The organism is Hyphococcus sp. D3-15 (assembly GCF_055809375.1).
Genome location: NZ_CM147910.1, coordinates 1860656 through 1876842, shown reverse-complemented (window position 1 = coordinate 1876842; position 16187 = coordinate 1860656). Strand labels below are relative to the sequence as shown.

At 60.0% G+C, this 16187-nt stretch carries 17 protein-coding genes; 10 read left to right on the top strand and 7 right to left on the bottom strand.

Features of this window, described 5'->3' with window-relative positions; genetic code table 11:
* The first annotated feature begins 79 nt into the window (after positions 1-79).
* Genes purS through purQ form a run of 4 tightly spaced genes read left to right on the top strand, consistent with a single transcriptional unit; the run spans position 80 to position 2288 of the window.
* Positions 80-322, top strand: coding sequence for a phosphoribosylformylglycinamidine synthase subunit PurS (gene purS, locus AC0L8G_RS09345; RefSeq protein ID WP_473388552.1), 243 nt, complete (start codon positions 80-82; stop codon positions 320-322).
* 19 nt (positions 323-341) lie between these two features.
* Positions 342-1025, top strand: a complete 684-nt coding sequence (locus tag AC0L8G_RS09340) for a cysteine hydrolase family protein (RefSeq protein ID WP_473388551.1) — start codon at positions 342-344, stop codon at positions 1023-1025.
* A gap of 23 nt (positions 1026-1048) precedes the next feature.
* Complete coding sequence (locus AC0L8G_RS09335; RefSeq protein WP_473388549.1) at positions 1049-1621, top strand: DUF7010 family protein; 573 nt, start codon at positions 1049-1051, stop codon at positions 1619-1621.
* A gap of 4 nt (positions 1622-1625) precedes the next feature.
* A complete protein-coding gene (gene purQ / locus AC0L8G_RS09330) occupies positions 1626-2288 on the top strand; it encodes a phosphoribosylformylglycinamidine synthase subunit PurQ (protein WP_473388548.1) in 663 nt (220 codons plus the stop codon).
* On the opposite strand, the gene AC0L8G_RS09325 is transcribed toward purQ, so the two are convergent.
* Positions 2285-3781 (bottom strand): amidase, encoded by a 1497-nt coding sequence (locus AC0L8G_RS09325; protein WP_473388546.1) that lies wholly within the window; start codon positions 3779-3781, stop codon positions 2285-2287. The genes purQ and AC0L8G_RS09325 overlap by 4 nt on opposite strands.
* A 102-nt stretch (positions 3782-3883) precedes the next feature.
* Between AC0L8G_RS09325 and AC0L8G_RS09320 the strand changes: the two genes are divergently transcribed.
* A complete protein-coding gene (locus tag AC0L8G_RS09320; protein ID WP_473388545.1) occupies positions 3884-5104 on the top strand; it encodes a parallel beta-helix domain-containing protein in 1221 nt (406 codons plus the stop codon).
* A 135-nt stretch (positions 5105-5239) separates the two neighbouring features.
* Positions 5240-6472, top strand: coding sequence for an SO2930 family diheme c-type cytochrome (locus AC0L8G_RS09315; RefSeq protein WP_473388544.1), 1233 nt, complete (start codon positions 5240-5242; stop codon positions 6470-6472).
* A gap of 138 nt (positions 6473-6610) precedes the next feature.
* Here the strand turns inward: AC0L8G_RS09315 and shc are convergent, their stop codons facing one another.
* From shc to AC0L8G_RS09300, 3 genes are read right to left on the bottom strand one after another with little or no spacing between them, the layout of a single operon-like run.
* Entirely contained in the window at positions 6611-8656 is a 2046-nt protein-coding gene (shc, locus tag AC0L8G_RS09310) for a squalene--hopene cyclase (RefSeq protein WP_473388543.1), read from the bottom strand.
* Between the two features lie 50 nt (positions 8657-8706).
* Positions 8707-9114, bottom strand: coding sequence for a DUF6691 family protein (locus AC0L8G_RS09305; RefSeq protein WP_473388542.1), 408 nt, complete (start codon positions 9112-9114; stop codon positions 8707-8709).
* 3 nt (positions 9115-9117) lie between these two features.
* Positions 9118-9540 (bottom strand): YeeE/YedE family protein, encoded by a 423-nt coding sequence (locus AC0L8G_RS09300; RefSeq protein ID WP_473388540.1) that lies wholly within the window; start codon positions 9538-9540, stop codon positions 9118-9120.
* Here AC0L8G_RS09300 and AC0L8G_RS09295 point away from each other — a divergent pair.
* Genes AC0L8G_RS09295 through AC0L8G_RS09280 form a run of 4 tightly spaced genes read left to right on the top strand, consistent with a single transcriptional unit; the run spans position 9521 to position 13851 of the window.
* Positions 9521-9979: a metalloregulator ArsR/SmtB family transcription factor gene (locus AC0L8G_RS09295; protein ID WP_473388539.1), complete on the top strand. Its 459-nt coding sequence runs from the start codon at positions 9521-9523 to the stop codon at positions 9977-9979. The genes AC0L8G_RS09300 and AC0L8G_RS09295 overlap by 20 nt on opposite strands.
* Complete coding sequence (locus tag AC0L8G_RS09290; protein WP_473388538.1) at positions 9976-10839, top strand: MBL fold metallo-hydrolase; 864 nt, start codon at positions 9976-9978, stop codon at positions 10837-10839. Before AC0L8G_RS09295 ends, AC0L8G_RS09290 begins: the two co-directional genes overlap by 4 nt.
* Positions 10840-10858: 19 nt before the next feature.
* On the top strand, positions 10859-12097 hold the full coding sequence (locus AC0L8G_RS09285) for an NAD(P)/FAD-dependent oxidoreductase (RefSeq protein ID WP_473388536.1): 1239 nt from the start codon (positions 10859-10861) through the stop codon (positions 12095-12097).
* A 23-nt stretch (positions 12098-12120) separates the two neighbouring features.
* Entirely contained in the window at positions 12121-13851 is a 1731-nt protein-coding gene (locus AC0L8G_RS09280) for a SulP family inorganic anion transporter (RefSeq protein WP_473388535.1), read from the top strand.
* Positions 13852-13870: 19 nt separating this feature from the next.
* On the opposite strand, the gene AC0L8G_RS09275 is transcribed toward AC0L8G_RS09280, so the two are convergent.
* Genes AC0L8G_RS09275 through AC0L8G_RS09265 form a run of 3 tightly spaced genes read right to left on the bottom strand, consistent with a single transcriptional unit; the run spans position 13871 to position 16171 of the window.
* Positions 13871-14113 carry a GNAT family N-acetyltransferase gene (locus tag AC0L8G_RS09275; RefSeq protein ID WP_473388533.1) on the bottom strand — a complete coding sequence of 81 codons (243 nt, stop codon included), beginning with the start codon at positions 14111-14113 and terminating at the stop codon, positions 13871-13873.
* 1 nt (position 14114) lies between these two features.
* Entirely contained in the window at positions 14115-14417 is a 303-nt protein-coding gene (locus AC0L8G_RS09270; protein WP_473388532.1) for a GNAT family N-acetyltransferase, read from the bottom strand.
* 5 nt (positions 14418-14422) lie between these two features.
* A complete protein-coding gene (locus AC0L8G_RS09265) occupies positions 14423-16171 on the bottom strand; it encodes a DUF885 domain-containing protein (protein ID WP_473388531.1) in 1749 nt (582 codons plus the stop codon).
* Positions 16172-16187 lie beyond the last annotated feature (16 nt).

Sequence of the window (16187 nt, the reverse complement as noted above, 5' to 3'; positions counted from 1 at the left end):
TCGCCGCCCCGCATTGCGCCTGCATGCGGCCCGGTGTATCCAGCCCGTTCCGGCAGCACCGATAACGGGCGAACGACTCATGAAAGCGAAAATCACCATCACGCTGAAAAACGGCGTTCTCGATCCTCAAGGGGCGGCGATTGAAAGCGCGCTTGCGGGGCTCGGCTTTGACGGCGCCGGCGGCGTCCGCCAGGGCAAGGTCATCGAGATGCAGCTCGCGGAGACAGACGAAGCCGCCGCCCGCGCGAAGGCCGAAGAGATGTGCAAGAAACTGCTCGCCAATCCGGTGATGGAAAACTACGCGATCGACATCATCGCTTAGAGGCGGACAAGGCGAAACGATGGTGAAGCTTGCGGCCAGACCTGACCCGATCGACATCGATCTCGCCCAGTCGGCCCTCATCGTCGTCGACATGCAAAACGCCTTCGCCTCGAAAGGCGGCATGCTGGACATTGCCGGCCACGACATTTCCAAAGCCGCCGAAATTGTCGAAACCAACAAAAAGCTGATCGACGCCGCGCGCGCCGCAGGCGTGAAGGTCGTGTATTTACAGGTTGGCTACAAACCGGATCTCAGCGATGCGGGCGGCCCGCTCTCGCCCAACTATCACAAGGAACTTTCCCTACGCACCATGCGCGAGCGGCCCGAGCTGGACGGCAAGCTGCTGATCCATGACACATGGGACTGGGAGATCGTTGACGCCCTCGCCCCGCAGCCGGGCGACATTGTGATCCGCAAATCGCGCTATAGCGGCTTTGCCGGGACGACGCTGAATAACGATCTTCGCGCGAACAATATCCGCACGCTGTTCTTCACCGGCATCGCCACCAATGTCTGCGTCGAGAGCACTGCGCGCGACGCCTATTTCGAAGAATTCTGGCCCGTGCTGGTGGAAGACGCCATGAATCACGCCGGACCGGATTTCGTCCGCGATGCAACGCTCTGGAATTTCGAGCATGTGTTCGGCTGGGTGACCGATAGCGACAACGCCATCGCCGCCTTTCAAAACAAGACCAATGCGTAGCCCGGCCTGCAGGAGTGTGTGAGATGACCGACCTGACAGAAGCCCTGAAACGCGAGCGTCTCGCATCCTATGTCCGGCTTCGCGGCGGCTTCCCGATTCCCATGGCGGGCGCGGTTTACTGGGGCGCATTGGCGGCGCTCGGTTATCTCATGCCCGGCGATATCTGGTTCTATGCCGCTTTGTTCGGCTCGGGCGTGATCTTTCCGCTGGCGCTGTTCTTCGCCGCCATCTTCAAAAACCCGTTCATGAAAGACCGCACGGCCGTCACCGGCGTCCTCGCCCCGGCCTTTATCGGCATGCTCTTGTTCTGGCCCATGGCCATCGCGGCCCTGTGGCAGGCGCCGGATCTGTTTTCGCTCATCCTCGCCATCGGCATGTCGATCCACTGGCCGGTCGTCGGCTGGAGCTATGGCCGGACCAGCATTTACGCCGCCCATGCGGTCATCCGCGCCGTTGTGGTCTTTTTCATCTGGTGGAAATTGCCTGAAGCGCGCCTGACCTTGTTGCCTGCAAGCGTCGCCATCATCTATCTTGTCACTGTCCTGGCGATTTTCATCGACTCAGGGCTTTTGAAATCCAAACTCGAACGAGCATGATCCCATGAAAACCGCGGTAATCGTCTTCCCGGCCTCCAATTGCGACAGAGACATCGCCGTCGCGCTGGAAAAGGCCACCGGCAAGAAACCCGCCATGGTCTGGCATGGGGACACCGACCTGCCGGATGCGGATTTTTACGCCCTTCCCGGCGGCTTTTCCTATGGCGACTATCTGCGCGCCGGCGCGATGGCGGCGAAGTCGCCGATCATGCGCGCGGTGATCGACAAGGCCAAAGCCGGCGCGCCGGTGATCGGCGTCTGCAATGGTTTTCAGGTTCTGTGCGAGACCGGCCTTCTGCCCGGCGCCTTGATGCGCAATGCAGGCCTCGATTTCGTCTGCCGCGATGTATCTTTGAAGGTTGAAAACAATCAGACAATCTTTACGCGCGGTTTTGACAAGGGCGCCTATGTGACCTTCCCGGTCGCCCATCATGACGGCAATTACTACGCCGACAGCGAGACGCTCGACCGGATCGAGGGCGAAGGCCGCGTAGCGCTGCGCTATGTGGACAACCCGAATGGCTCCGCCCGCGACATTGCCGGGCTGATCAACGATGCGGGAAATGTGCTCGGCATGATGCCCCACCCGGAGCGGGTGATCTCACCGCTGCTCGGCGGCACGGACGGCGCGGTGTTTTTCAAAGGGCTGGTTGAGGCGGTTTCCTAACCCCACACCGCCGGACGTCTTCCCGCCCAGGGCGCGGCTTCCTCCAGCTCATAGGCGAGCCCCAGCAACATATCCTCTCGCCCTAATGGCGCACCGAACATCGCGCCGATGGGCAGGCCGTCCGGCGACATCGACAGCGGCAGGGAGATCGCCGGCGCGCCGGTGATGTTATACAGAACCGTGTACTGAACATAATCGATCAGGCGCGGCATCAGCGTGTCAAAATCAAGCTTCCCGCCAAGATAACCGATTTTTGGCGGCGGCGCGGTGACGACCGGCGACAGGACCAGATCATATTGCTCATGAAACTGCTCCATGCGCGGGGCGACCGCTTGTAGCCGCTCAATCGCTGCGGGGAATGTCGCCTCCTCAGCATCGAACAGATTGGCCAGCCCCAGCGTGAAGGGTTCAAACGCGACGCCATTGCGCGGCAGGTGAAATGTTTTCTCCCAGAAGGCGACAGTCGAATGCGCAAACGCCGCCCAGTATAGGGTGAAGTCCTTTGACAGGCCTTCATCGACCGGCAGCGTAGCGATTTCCACCTGATGGCCGAGATCGGCGCAGAGCTTGGCGACATGTTGCGTTGCTTGCTCGACCTCCGGCGCGGGCATCGCCCCGCCAAGACCGCGCATGGAGATCGCGATGCGCAATCGATCCTTGCCCGGCGCGCTCACCAGCGGCAGCGGCGCAAGTCCGTTTTCCGATGCGGGCAGCGCCAGCGCCGCCGCGACCGCCGCCGTGTCGCGCACCGTGCGCGACTGCACGCCATGGACCGCCAGCGAAATCGGCCCGACCTCGTCCTCAGACCGCGCCATCGGATTGCGTCCGCGCGAAACTTTTAGCCCGACATTGCCGCAGCAGGAGGCGGGAATGCAGATCGAGCCGCCGCCATCGCTCGCATGGGCGATGGGCACGACGCCGCTCGCCACCAGCGCGGCGGCGCCGCCGGACGATCCGCCGGTGGAATGTTCCGTATTCCAGGGGTTGCGCGTTTTGCCCGAACTGATGGGTTCGGTGGTCGCCGACAGGCCGAATTCCGGCGTCGCGGATTTGCCGAGGCTGACAACCCCCAACCCCAGCAGCGCATCGACCAGCGGCGTTTGTTCCTTGCCCTTGAAGCCGGGGAAAGCGCGGCTGCCGAATTGGGTCGACACCCCGGTCACATCGTCGAGGTCTTTGACAAGGATCGGCACGCCGGCAAAAGGCCCGGCGCCCCCGGCGGCAGTCTCCGCCTGCTCGCGGGCATGCCGGAATGTTTTGGTGACGATGGCGTTGAGTTTTTTATCAGTCCGCTCGGCCCGGTCGATCGCCGCATTCACCGCTTCAAGCGCACCGAGCGAGCCCGCCTTGATGCGCGCCGCAGTTTCAACCGCATCAAGTTCAGCAAGGTCGTTCGACGCCGCCTGACGGGTGCGCGAACACGCCCCCGCCGCCGCCAGAAACGCAGCGCCAACGCCGCCGGACTGCATCAGGTTTCGCCGCGTCAAAGACATGTAAAGCTTCCTTTTAATCCGGCTGCGTTTCCGGCATCATCGAATGCTGTAAGGGGCCGCGCCGAAAAGCAAGACAAGAGCGCAGGAGAGAAGGAAACCGCCATGACCAAGCTGATTTTCGCGAGCGCAGCATTGCTGGCCCTCGCCGCCTGCAGCGAACAGAAACAAGCAACGCCCGCCGCCGACGCGTCCTATCAGGAAACGCTGATGGCGCAACTGATCGACGCCAAGCCGGGCGACGTGATCAATATCCCCGAAGGGCGCTTTGCTTTCGACCGCTCGCTAAGCCTCAATGTGGACGGCGTCACCATCAAAGGCGCCGGCATGGACAAGTCTGTGCTGAGTTTCGCCGGACAGATCGCCGGCGCGGAAGGCCTGCTCGTCACCGCCAGCGATTTCACCATTGAAGACGTCGCCATCGAAGACACCAGGGGCGATGCGCTGAAAATCGCGGAAGGCGAAAACATCATCATCCGCCGGGTGCGCACCGAATGGACCAACGGCCCGAAAACCGAAAACGGCGCCTATGGCATTTACCCCGTCCAGGTCAAAAACCTGTTGATGGAAGAGAGCGTCGCCATCGGCGCGTCTGACGCCGGGCTGTATATCGGCCAGTCGCAAAATGTGGTGATCCGCAATAATCGCGCGGAATATAATGTCGCCGGCATTGAAATCGAAAATACTTTTGACGCTGATGTCTATGGCAACATAGCGACCAACAACACAGGCGGCATTTTAGTGTTCAACATGCCGAATCTGAAACAGCCCGGCGCGCGCAGCCGCGTTTTCAAAAACGTCGTCAACGACAACAACACCAAAAACTTTGCGCTGAAAGGCACGGCGGTCGCGTCAGTTCCGGCGGGTTCCGGCATTGTCATTAATTCCAATGATGATGTTGAAATCTTCGATAATGATATTCGCGACAACAAAACCGCAAATGTCATCGTCTCAAGCGTCTTTTCATCGGGCCTTTCCATGGAAGGCATGGAGGCGGATTTCGACCCCTATCCGCAAGGGATCTATGTCTATGGCAATCACTTTGAAGGGGGCGGCGACAATCCGGACGGGTTAGAGCTTCAGGCGTTGAAGATCGCCGTGGCGGGCCCGCTGGGCCGGATTCCCGATGTGCTCTGGGACGGTTATGTGGACCCGGCATTGTCCGGCGTGAAAGACGTGCTTTGCGTGCAGAACGGCGACGCGAAAGTGCTGAATGTCGATGGCCCCAATGACAATAAAAGCCCCCATGTGGCCGAGAACGGCGCCCATGATTGCGCCTTCGAAAAACTCCCGGCGATTGTGCTGACCGGCCCGCTGGCGGAGTAGGTCTGTTCCCTCCCCTTAAAAAGGGGAGGGTTAGGGAGGGGATCAAGAAAATTTATGGTCTGCGATCAACGTCAAAAAATGATCCCCACCCGGAAATCGCTGATGCGATTTCCGACCTCCCCTTTTCAAGGGGAGGTGAAAACCACTCTGCTGATCCTTACTGCCTTCCTCTTCGCCGCCTGTTCGCAGCAAACGGCGCCGAGTTTTCACGCCGACGAAAACCCTGAGCGATTAAGCGACTGGGGCATGATCGCAGTCAGGGACGGCGCGTTGCATTTGAGCGATGGCGTGACGCCCTATGATCTCGCGACGCCGCTATTTTCCGATTACGCGCTGAAGCTGCGCACCGTGTGGACGCCGGAAGGCGCGCCTGCGGCCTATCACGCAAATGACGCGTTCGACTTTCCCGTCGGCACGGTGATTACGAAGACATTCTATTATCCCGTCCCGAGTAATGACTGGAATGGCGACGTTTCCATCGGCAAGGAACGCTCCATCAATGGCGGCGCCCAGGGCAAAACAATGGCGCTCGATCATTTGCGCCTCATCGAAACGCGCCTGCTCGTACGACGGGAAACGGGCTGGGACGCCCTGCCCTATGTCTGGAACGAAGATCAGAGCGACGCGGTGTTGAAGCGCACAGGCGCGGTCATTCCCATGACCCTGATCCGCGATGGCGAAGACATAGAACCCTTCGCCTATCTCGTCCCCAACGCCAATCAATGCGCCGGCTGTCACGCAACCAATGCGACGACCAAGGCGATCCAGCCCATCGGCCTGAAAGCGCGCCATCTCAACAAGCCGTCAAGCTATGCGCCCGGCTTCAACCAGCTCGATCACTGGCTGGCGAAAGGCATGCTGAAATTTGCTTCAGAAAATTCTCCGATCCTTCGAGACGCCCGCCCCCTTCATCCTGAGGAGAGCAGCCAGGTTGAAAACCGGCTGCTCGTCTCGAAGGACGATGGGCGGGCTCCTCAGGATGAAGAGAATTTTCAGTTTCCGCGGAACGCAGACTGGGCCGACGAGAAGGAGCCGCTCGACTTAAGGGCGCGCGCCTATCTCGACATCAATTGCAGCCATTGCCACAATCCGAACGGCCCGGCGGATACGTCCGGTCTCGATCTGGAACCGGGCGCGAGCGGCCCGGCTTTGGGCGAATGCAAGGCGCCGATTGCGGCGGGCCGCGGCACGGGCGGGCGCGCCTATGACATCATCCCCGGCCGGCCGGACCTGTCGATCACAGTGTTCCGTATGGAAACCACTGATCCCGGCGCGATGATGCCGGAGCTTGGCCGCGCGGTGACGCATGATGAAGGCGTTGCGCTGGTGTCGAAATGGATTGCGGAAATGGAGGGCGGGTGCGGCTAGCAAAACGCCCCTCACCCCGATCATCCCGGCGAAGGCCGGGATCCAGTCAAGTAAAATGGCGAGCATTGCCCGACAATCTTTTTTAGTCGGCTTTTTAGCTGGGCCCCGGCTTTCGCCGGGGTGATCGGAAGATGGTGATTAAACACCAGCCATCATCTTCCGCACCCGTCCCATCGCCATGAGCGGGAAATAGTGGCGGTAGAGATTATAGTTGATCATGAAGGCGCGGGAGAGTTCCGGCCCCTGCTTCAACCGCTCCTGCAATAGCGGGTCATTGAGCTTGATGGTCGCGCCGACGCCGTAACCGGGAAAGCCTGTGCCGGTATATTCCGGCTCTTCCCAGGTGCCGTCTTTCTGCCGCTCGATCAGGAACTGCACCCCGTCCGCAATGGCGCGCTCATCCTCTGGCCGTGCAACAGCGGCGAGCCCCATCAGCGCCCATGCGGTTTGCGAGGCGGTCGACTTGCCCCGGCCCATCTGTTTCGGGTCCATATAGGAGGCGCAAGACTCGCCCCAGCCGCCATCTTCGTTCTGGTGCAGGATCAGCCAGTCCGACGCCTTGAGAATATAGGGCTGGCTCATATCCTCGCCGATGGCTTCGAGCGCCGGCAGCACGGCGCCCGTGCCATAGATATAATTGACGCCCCAGCGCCCGAACCAGGCGCCATCGGCCTCCTGCTCGGCGCGAATATAATCGAGCGCGCGCACCATGGAGGGGTGGCTCTTGCTGATGCCGAGCTTGCCGAAGGCTTCGATAATATGCGCCGTAACGTCGACGGATGGCGGGTCAAGCGCCTCGCCGAAATCGCAGAACGGAATCTTGGTCAGGATTTTTTTGTCATTGTCCTTGTCGAAGGCGCCCCAGCCGCCGCCCTTTGACTGCATGCCGATCAGCCAATTGAGGCCCTTCTCGATCGCCGCCTCAATGCCCTTGGCTTTCCATTTCGGATCATTGCGGAAGGGAGCCAGCGCGATCAGCGCGACCGCCGTATCATCCGTATCGGGATAAAAGTAATTCTTATACTCGAATGCCCAGCCGCCGGGTTCGAGCTTCGGACATTTCACCTTCCAGTCGCCGGGCCGCAAGACCTGCTGCGCCAGCAGCCAGTCAAGCGCTTTTTCCACTTCTTCCGGATGGCGTTCATGAAGATTGCAATCCTCGAAGGCCAGCAAAGTCAGTTCCGTATCCCAGACCGGGCTGGTGGAAGCTTGAATCCAAGTCGCCTCGCCCACATCAACGCGCCAGCGCGGATCGTCAAGCGCGGCGAGGCCTTTTGCCACCACCGCATGATCATGGGCGTAGCCTTCATTATAGAGCGCCATCAGGGAATAGATCCACGGCGGCTGGATGCCGCCCCAGACGCCGTCAGCGTCCTGATGCTTGATGATCCATTCGGTTGCGCGCGAAAGCGCGCCCGCGCGCAGCATGCCGACGCCGGCGGTCTGACCGAAACTCTGCAATGCATGCAGCACCTTGTCCGCGGTCAGGAAGAACGCGTCGAGGAACCCGGCGCCCGGCTTTTCGGGATAGGCGTAGTTGTATTTGTCGCGGCCATCGGGAAACAACTCGTCGAGGCGGCGCGATTGCGGCAAAGGCCGTGACGGCCGCCGCGCGGACAGGACCGCAATCGGCATCAAGGTGGCGCGCGCCCATTGCGCGAAATTGTAAATCGAAAACACAAACCAGTTCGGGAAGAAGATGACTTCCGGCGGCAGATTCGGCGTCTTCGACCAGGGCCACTCGCCGATCAGCGCCAGCCAGTAGCGGGTGAAGACGCGAATGTTTTTAAGCCCGCCTTTCGACATGATCCATTCGCGCGCGCGCGTCATATGCGGCGCATCCTTGCGGTCGCCCATGGAACGCAAGGCGGCGTAAGCCTCAACCGTTGTGTTGATGTCGCCGGCGGGCGCGCCGTAATAGATCCGCCAAGAGCCGTCTTCGGATTGAGTTTCACGAAGGCTCTGGGCAAGACGCGGGCGAAGGTGATGGTTCTCCAGCCTCATGAACCACAAAGCGAGAATCCACTGCGCTTCCATGCAGGCGTTGGATTCGAGGCGGCCCACCCAATAGCCTTCGGGCTTTTGCCGCTCAGTCAGCCAGCTCGCGGCGGCCTCAATCGAAGCGCCTAGCTGGCGGTCGAAATTGGAGCGCTTTTCCGCGCCGGCTTCCTTGTCGTCGAACATCGCGTAACCCTTTGAGGACAAGGGTTCTTAGCGCGTGAAACCGGCTCTCGCTAGACCTTGACGAAGCGCCTCGCCTGCATGCCTGCAAGCATCGCCGCCAAATAGGCCCAAGGCGCGAGCCCGCCTACGGCAGCGGCGGTGATCCCCGGCCCCGGACACAAGCCGGAAAGGCCCCAGCCAATGCCGAATATCCCGGCGCCGATCAGCAGCGGCCGCTCGATCACGGTTTTCGTCGGGATCTGAAAGCTCTCTTCAAACAGCGGCTTCTGTCGCGCAAGCACAATGCGATAGCCGACAAAAGTGGTGACCAGCGCCGAACTCATGACGACAATCAAGCTCGGGTCCCAGGCTCCGGCCACATCCAGAAATCCGACGATCTTTGCCGGGTTGATCATCTGTGAAATCACCAAACCAAGGCCGAAGATCAGCCCAACCAAAAAAGACGAAAAGATGCGCATGATTTAAAGCCCCATCAGATGATTGACGATGAAGACGGTGATGATCGCGGTCGCCATGAAGGTCAGCGTCGCCGCGATGGAGCGCTTCGACAAACGCGCCATGCCGCAGACCCCGTGACCGGAAGTGCAGCCGCCGCCGAGCCGCGCGCCAAAGCCGACCAGCGCGCCGCCGATGATTGTAAGCCAAAGCGGATGCGCAAAGACGACTTGCGGCTTGTCGCCAAAAAGCCAGACCGCAAACGGCGCAGCGAACAGCCCGATGATAAACGCCGCCCGCCAGCTCCAATCCCCTTTAACAGGGGTCAACACGCCGGCGACGATGCCGCTAATCCCTGCGATGCGGCCGTTCAAAACCATGAACAGCACCGCCGACAGGCCGATCAGAAAGCCGCCTATAGCCGCCGATATGGGGGTAAAATTCTCCATCGCGAATATCTCCTTAGAAAGGCCGTTCCGGCCCCTTGAAATCTTATATATATCATTTATGTTATATGACAAGTATCAACTTCAAGGCGCAACCCAATCTATGACAAAGCCACTGACCATAATTGATCTTAAGCAAAGAGCCGGCGAGGTTTCCGGTCTATTGAAGACCTTGTCGCACCCCAACCGCTTGCTGATCGCTTGTGCGCTGACACAGGGAGAAAAAAACGTCAGCGATATCGAAACGGAAATCGATGTGCCGCAACCGCATCTGTCCCGCGATCTTGCGCGCCTGCGCGATGCGGGGCTGGTGAAGGCGCGGCGCGAGTCAAAAAATGTCTACTACTCGCTCGCAGATGACCGGCTGTCGCAATTAATCGACGCGCTTTGCAACGCCTTCGGACCACAACCCAAACCTGCCCGGAAAGGAGTTCGAAAATGAAACCGGACGTAAAAACTTTCTTTGATGAATACACCTTCACCGCAAGCCATGTGGTGTGCGACCCCGCGACGAAAAAATGCGCGATCATCGATTCCGTCCTCGACTATGACGCCGCGTCGGGGCGCACGAAGACGAAATCAGCCGATGAAATCATTGACTATGTCCGTCAGAATGATCTGACGGTGGAATGGATCATTGAGACTCATGTTCACGCCGACCACCTGACCGCTGCGCCCTATCTGAAGTCAAAGCTTGGCGGCAAAACCGGCATCGGGAACAAGATCGATGTCGTTCAGTCGACCTTCGGCAAGGTGTTCAACGCCGAATCCGCCTTCAAGCGCGACGGCAGCCAGTTCGACCACCTTTTCGCCGATGGCGAGACCTTCAAGGTCGGCACAATTGACGCCAGGGTGATCCACACGCCGGGCCACACGCCCGCTTGCACGACCGTCATTATCGGCGACGCCGGCTTTGTCGGCGACACGCTGTTCATGCCGGATTACGGCACGGCGCGTTGCGACTTCCCCGGCGGCGACGCGCGCACGCTTTACCGTTCCATTCAGAAGATCTTCGCCCTGCCCGGCGAGACACGCCTGTTCATGTGCCATGACTATAAGGCGCCGGGCCGCGACAGCTTCGCCTGGGAGACGACGGTCGCGGAAGAACGGGAGAAAAACATCCATGTTCGTGAAGGCGTCAGCGAAGACGAATTCGTCAAGATGCGCGAAGCCCGCGACAAGACGCTCGACATGCCGCGGCTGATCCTGCCTTCGGTGCAAGTCAATATGCGCGCAGGCGACATGCCGCCGGCGGAAGATAATGGCGTTCGATATCTGAAGATGCCAGTCGACCAACTATAACCAGACGCGGGAGGACAAGATGACGAAGTTCGTTATTGTCGGCGGCGGTTCGGGCGGTGTTTCCGCCGCCGCCAGCCTTCTGAAGCGCCGTCCAAAGATCAAAATCACGATCATTGAGCCGCAGGATATTCATTCCTACCAGCCTGGCTGGACGCTTGTGGGCGGCGGCGTTTTCGACCAGCAGGAAACAATCCGGCCGCTGGCGAAAGTGCTGCCCGATCAGGTGGAGCGCATTAAAGGCGCGGTCGCAGAATTCGAGCCCGACAATAACCGCGTCATCCTGACCGATGGCAAGGCGATTGAATATGACGTGCTGATCGCCGCGCCCGGCATCAAGCTCAACTGGGAAGGCGTTGAAGGCCTCCATGATGCGCTGGGCCGGGAGGGCGTCACCTCCAATTACCGCTTCGATCTCGCGCCCTATACCTGGAAGCTGGTGCAAAATCTGAAAAGCGGCAAGGCGCTGTTCACGCAGCCGCCCATGCCGATCAAATGCGCCGGCGCGCCGCAGAAAGCGATGTATCTTTCCTGTGACCACTGGCGGCGCAAGGGCGTGCTGGACAATATCAATGTGGAGTTCTGCAATGCCGGCGCCGTATTGTTCGGCGTCGCCGATTATGTTCCGGCGCTGATGGAGTATGTGGAACTCTACGGCATCGGTCTGCAACTCAACAACAATCTTGTCTCGATTGATGCGGGCCGCAAGATTGCGCGCTTTAAGCAAACCTCCGCAGATGGCGGCGGCGAGATTGTCGAACGCGATTACGACATGATTCATGTCTGCCCCCCGCAGACCGCGCCGGACTTCGTGCGCGCCAGCCCGCTGGCGGATCAGGCGGGCTGGATCGATGTGGATCAGCACACGCTGCAACACAAAAAATACGCGAATGTGTTTGCGCTGGGCGACGCCTGCTCGGCGCCGAACGCGAAAACCGCCGCCGCCGTGCGCAAACAGGCGCCGGTGGTTGCGGATAACGCCCTCTCCTATGTCGATGGCGGCGCCCTGACGGCGGCCTATGACGGATATGGCTCCTGCCCGCTGACCGTGGAGCGCGGCAAGATCGTGCTCGCGGAATTCGGCTATGGCGGAAAGCTCTTGCCGACATTCCCATCCTGGCTGGTGAAAGGCACGCGCCCGACGCGCAGCGCCTGGTTCCTGAAAGAGAAAATGCTCCCGGCGATTTACTGGCGGCTGATGCTGCGCGGACATGAATGGCTGGCGGGGCCGAAAAAGCTCGCCGACCTCAAATCTTCATAGGCAAGCCGGGAAACCATCATCACATGATAAGCCGGTATTTTCCGATCCTGCGCTGGGGCAAACAGTATAATGGCGGCCTGTTCGCCGATGACGCGCTCGCCGCGCTGATCGTGACGATCATGCTGATCCCGCAATCGCTGGCCTATGCGATGATTGCGGGATTGCCGCCGCAAGTCGGCCTCTACGCCTCCATGGCGCCGCTCATCGCCTATGCGATTTTCGGCACCAGCAATACGCTCGCGGTCGGTCCTGTCGCCGTTGTCTCATTAATGACAGCAAGCGCGGTCGGCCGCTTGGTGGAAACCGGCAGTCCTGATTACATCGTTGCGGCGGCGGCGCTCGCGCTTCTCACCGGCGCCATGTTGATCGTGCTTGGCTTGCTGCGGCTCGGCTTTCTCGCCAATTTTCTAAGCCATCCGACCATCGCCGGCTTCATCACTGCCTCCGGCGTTCTTATCGCCGCCAGCCAGATGAAACATATTCTCGGCATATCCGCGCATGGCGAAAACCTGCTGGCGATCGTCAAAAGCCTTATCGAGCATGCAGGCCAAACCAATCTGATCACGCTCGCCATCGGCGCAGGGTCGATCGTGTTTTTGTATATTGCGCGCGCCTATTTCAAAAAATCACTGCTTGCGATCGGCCTATCGGAAAAATTCGCGGCGGCGATCGCCAAGGCGGGACCGCTGCTCGCTGTCATCGGCGCCACGGCGATTGTCGCGGCGTTCGGTCTGGAGACGAAAGGCGTTGCGATTGTCGGCGATATCCCCCGCGGCTTGCCGCCCCTGCGCGTGCCCTCAGTCGACTTGCCGCTCTGGCGCGACCTTGCTGGCGCGGCCTTCCTGATCACCATTATCGGCTATGTGGAATCGGTCTCCGTCGCGCAAACGCTGGCGGCGAAACGGCGGGAGCGTATCGATCTCGATCAGGAATTGATCGGCCTTGGCGCATCAAATATCGGCGCGGGCGTCACCGGCGGCTTTCCGGTCACCGGCGGCTTTGCGCGCTCGGTCGTCAATTTCGATGCAGGCGCCAGAACGCCGGCCGCCGGCGCCTTCACCGCGCTCGGCATCGCGCTCGCGGCGATGTATTTGACCCCGCTGCTTTACTTCCTGCCGCAAGCAACGCTCGCGGCGACCATCATTGTCGCGGTCTTGTCGCTGATCAATATCGGCGCGATCCGGCGCGTCTGGGCCTATTCCAAAAGCGACTTCGCGGCGATGATGATCACCATTGGCGGCGTGTTTTTGTTCGGCGTGGAGATCGGCGTTATCGCCGGCGTCGCCCTGTCCATCCTCTTGCTGCTCTATCGCGCATCGAAGCCCCATTGCGCCATTGTCGGGCAAGTGCCGGGTACGGAGCATTTCCGCAACATCAACCGCCATGATGTCATCACCAGTTCGGCGGTCGCCTCCCTGCGCATTGACGGCAATCTCTTCTTCGCCAATGCGCGCTTTCTGGAAGACAAGGTGCTGAGCCTTGCCGCAGATGCTCCCGACCTCAAACATATAATTCTGATGTGCTCGGCGGTGAACGAGATCGACACAAGCGCGCTGGAAAGTCTTGAGGCGATCAATGAACGGCTGAAAGATGCGGGCGTCACCTTTCATCTGTCGGAAGTCAAAGGCCCGGTCATGGACCGGTTAAAGCACTCGCATTTCCTCGAACACCTGACCGGCCGGGTTTTCCTGAGCCAGTTCGGCGCCGTTCATGCGCTCGATCCCGACACCTTCAAGCTCGCCAAGGGTCCGTAACCAATCACACGCGGCGCGGTCAGCCCCGATTGAAGACATCGCGATGAAGAATGATGACGTCGTCCCCATGATAGGTGGTTTTCGCCGTCTCGCGAAAGCCGCATTTTTCTGCAACGCGCAATGACGGCCCATTGCTTGGGGCGATGATGCAGGACATGCGTTCGTCAACGCTGAAATGGTGATCGCCCCAGGCGACCACCGCGCGCGCCGCCTCGCTTGCATAGCCCTTGCCGTGAAATTTCGGCGAAAACGCATAGCCCAATTCAGGTTCGCCCTTGATGGAGGGCGTAAGGTCGCGCTTGAGATCGGCGAGATCCAATCTCGCCCACCATGGCGCCGGAGCTGCGCTCGACCACGGCCCAATAGCCATAACCGAGATGCGCCCACATCCCGATCTTGCGCAGAAATTTCGTCCAGACTTCTTCTTCCGGGCGCGGCGCCCCGCCGATCAGGCGCGTGACTTCGGGATCGCTCCACATTTCCAGCGTCGCGGGAAAATCCTCCATCCGGCTTTCACGCAGCTCCAGCCGGTCTGTCGCCAGAACGGGAATGACAATAGAGGTCACCGTGTTTATTCCGCTTTTTTCTCGGCGATATAGGCGTCGATCCGCTCACGGAGAATATCGAGCGGCAAGCCGCCATCACTCAACACCGCATCATGAAACTCGCGAATATCGAAGTCATCGCCCAATTCGCGCTCTGCCTTCGCCCGCAATTCCAGAATGGTGAGCTCGCCCATTTTATAAGCAAGCGCCTGTCCGGGCCAGGCGATGTAGCGATCCACTTCCGTTTGCACATTGTGCAGGGACAGCGCGGTGTTGTCGGCGAGATAGTCGAGCGCCTGCTGACGCGTCCATCCCTTTGCGTGAATGCCCGTGTCAATGACCAGCCGGCAAGCCCGCCACATCTCATAGGAAAGCCGGCCGAACTCGTCATAAGGCGTTTGATAGACGCCCATTTCAACGCCGAGCTTTTCCGCATAGAGCCCCCAGCCCTCGCCAAAGGCGTGGGGATAGAACTGCTTGCGGAATTCCGGCGCATCTTCGATCTCCAGCGCCAGCGCGCTTTGGAGGTGATGGCCGGGCACCGCTTCATGCAAGGTCAGCGCTGTCATTTCGTAATAGGGCCGCTTGTCGAGCGCATAGGTATTCACCCAATATTGCCCGCCGCGGGTCCCGCCCGCCGGCGCGCTGATATAGCGTCCGGTCGTATAGTTCGGCGCGATCTCCGCCGGGACCGGCTCCACCGAATAGGGCTGGCGCGGCAGCTTGCCGAAATAGGCGGGAAGACGGCCGTCAATGTCTTTTGCAATCCAGGCGGCGCGCTCCAGCAGCGCTTCCGGCGTCTTCGGATAGAATTGCTTGTCAGTGCGCAGGAATTCAATGAATTCCATAAACGTGCCTTTAAAGCCCGTCTTGGCGATAACGACGGACATTTCCTTGCGGATGCGCGCCACTTCGCGAAGCCCAAGCGAGTGAATGCTTTCCGGCGTAACCGTGTCGAGCGTCGTGTAATAGCGCACAAGCGCGCGATAATAGTCGCGACCCCCCGGCAGGTCATAAGCGCCGAGCGTGTCGCGCGCGCCCGGCATGTATTCTTCCCGCATGAATTCGGCCAGGCGCGCGAAAGCCGGAATGACATCGCCTTCAAGGACCGTCTTTCCCTGCTGCCGCAGCGCCGCTTGCCGGCGTGAGGAAATTGCATCCGGCATCGACTTGAACGGCGCGTAATAAGGATGCGCGGCCGCGTTGTCCTTCACCTGCGCCTCAAAGGACGGCATGATCAAAGGAAGGATCTCTTTAGGCTGGGTGAATCCGTCGCGCAGGCCCTCGCGCATATTCTCGATATTCTGGTCGATATAGCGCGGCAACGCCTTCAGGCGGGCGATATAGTTTTCGTAGTCAGCCTCAGTCCGGAAGGAAGTCGCGCCAACCACATAGCCGAAATCCGTGTGAAATCCGGTGTCGGCGAGGAACGGAATGCGCCACTGATCGAAAGCGGCCAGAGTGATCTCGTGCTCAAGGATGAATTCCAGAAGCGCCGCGCTCAAGGCGTGATTTTCATCAACCTCGCTGCGGTCCACCGCCTGGAGCTGGGCCAGAAACGCCTCCGCCTCTTCACGCCGGCGCGCATAATCTTCCGGCGTGACGCCGGGCGCTTTGTCGTCATATCCGGAAACGCCGGAAAATGTCGCGACGAACGGATTTTCCGACATCTCGTTCGCCCAATAGTCGTCAAACAGCGCGTCAAGATCATCGGCGGGAGCCGCATGAGCGACGCTGGCGAAAAAGATCGACATCGCGGCGAGAAATTTCAACATACGCCCCTCCCTTGCC

What these genes read in the sequence shown, in the direction of transcription:
- AC0L8G_RS09305 (WP_473388542.1), bottom strand. Translation starts at nt 9,114, where the DNA reads ATGCGCATCTTTTCGTCTTTTTTGGTTGGGCTGATCTTCGGCCTTGGT.
- AC0L8G_RS09265 (WP_473388531.1), bottom strand. Translation starts at nt 16,171, where the DNA reads ATGTTGAAATTTCTCGCCGCGATGTCGATCTTTTTCGCCAGCGTCGCT.
- AC0L8G_RS09290 (WP_473388538.1), top strand. Translation starts at nt 9,976, where the DNA reads ATGAAACCGGACGTAAAAACTTTCTTTGATGAATACACCTTCACCGCA.
- AC0L8G_RS09295 (WP_473388539.1), top strand. Translation starts at nt 9,521, where the DNA reads ATGGGGGTAAAATTCTCCATCGCGAATATCTCCTTAGAAAGGCCGTTC.
- AC0L8G_RS09325 (WP_473388546.1), bottom strand. Translation starts at nt 3,781, where the DNA reads ATGTCTTTGACGCGGCGAAACCTGATGCAGTCCGGCGGCGTTGGCGCT.
- AC0L8G_RS09285 (WP_473388536.1), top strand. Translation starts at nt 10,859, where the DNA reads ATGACGAAGTTCGTTATTGTCGGCGGCGGTTCGGGCGGTGTTTCCGCC.
- AC0L8G_RS09300 (WP_473388540.1), bottom strand. Translation starts at nt 9,540, where the DNA reads ATGGAGAATTTTACCCCCATATCGGCGGCTATAGGCGGCTTTCTGATC.
- purS (WP_473388552.1), top strand. Translation starts at nt 80, where the DNA reads ATGAAAGCGAAAATCACCATCACGCTGAAAAACGGCGTTCTCGATCCT.
- shc (WP_473388543.1), bottom strand. Translation starts at nt 8,656, where the DNA reads ATGTTCGACGACAAGGAAGCCGGCGCGGAAAAGCGCTCCAATTTCGAC.
- AC0L8G_RS09335 (WP_473388549.1), top strand. Translation starts at nt 1,049, where the DNA reads ATGACCGACCTGACAGAAGCCCTGAAACGCGAGCGTCTCGCATCCTAT.
- AC0L8G_RS09320 (WP_473388545.1), top strand. Translation starts at nt 3,884, where the DNA reads ATGACCAAGCTGATTTTCGCGAGCGCAGCATTGCTGGCCCTCGCCGCC.
- AC0L8G_RS09280 (WP_473388535.1), top strand. Translation starts at nt 12,121, where the DNA reads ATGATAAGCCGGTATTTTCCGATCCTGCGCTGGGGCAAACAGTATAAT.
- purQ (WP_473388548.1), top strand. Translation starts at nt 1,626, where the DNA reads ATGAAAACCGCGGTAATCGTCTTCCCGGCCTCCAATTGCGACAGAGAC.
- AC0L8G_RS09340 (WP_473388551.1), top strand. Translation starts at nt 342, where the DNA reads ATGGTGAAGCTTGCGGCCAGACCTGACCCGATCGACATCGATCTCGCC.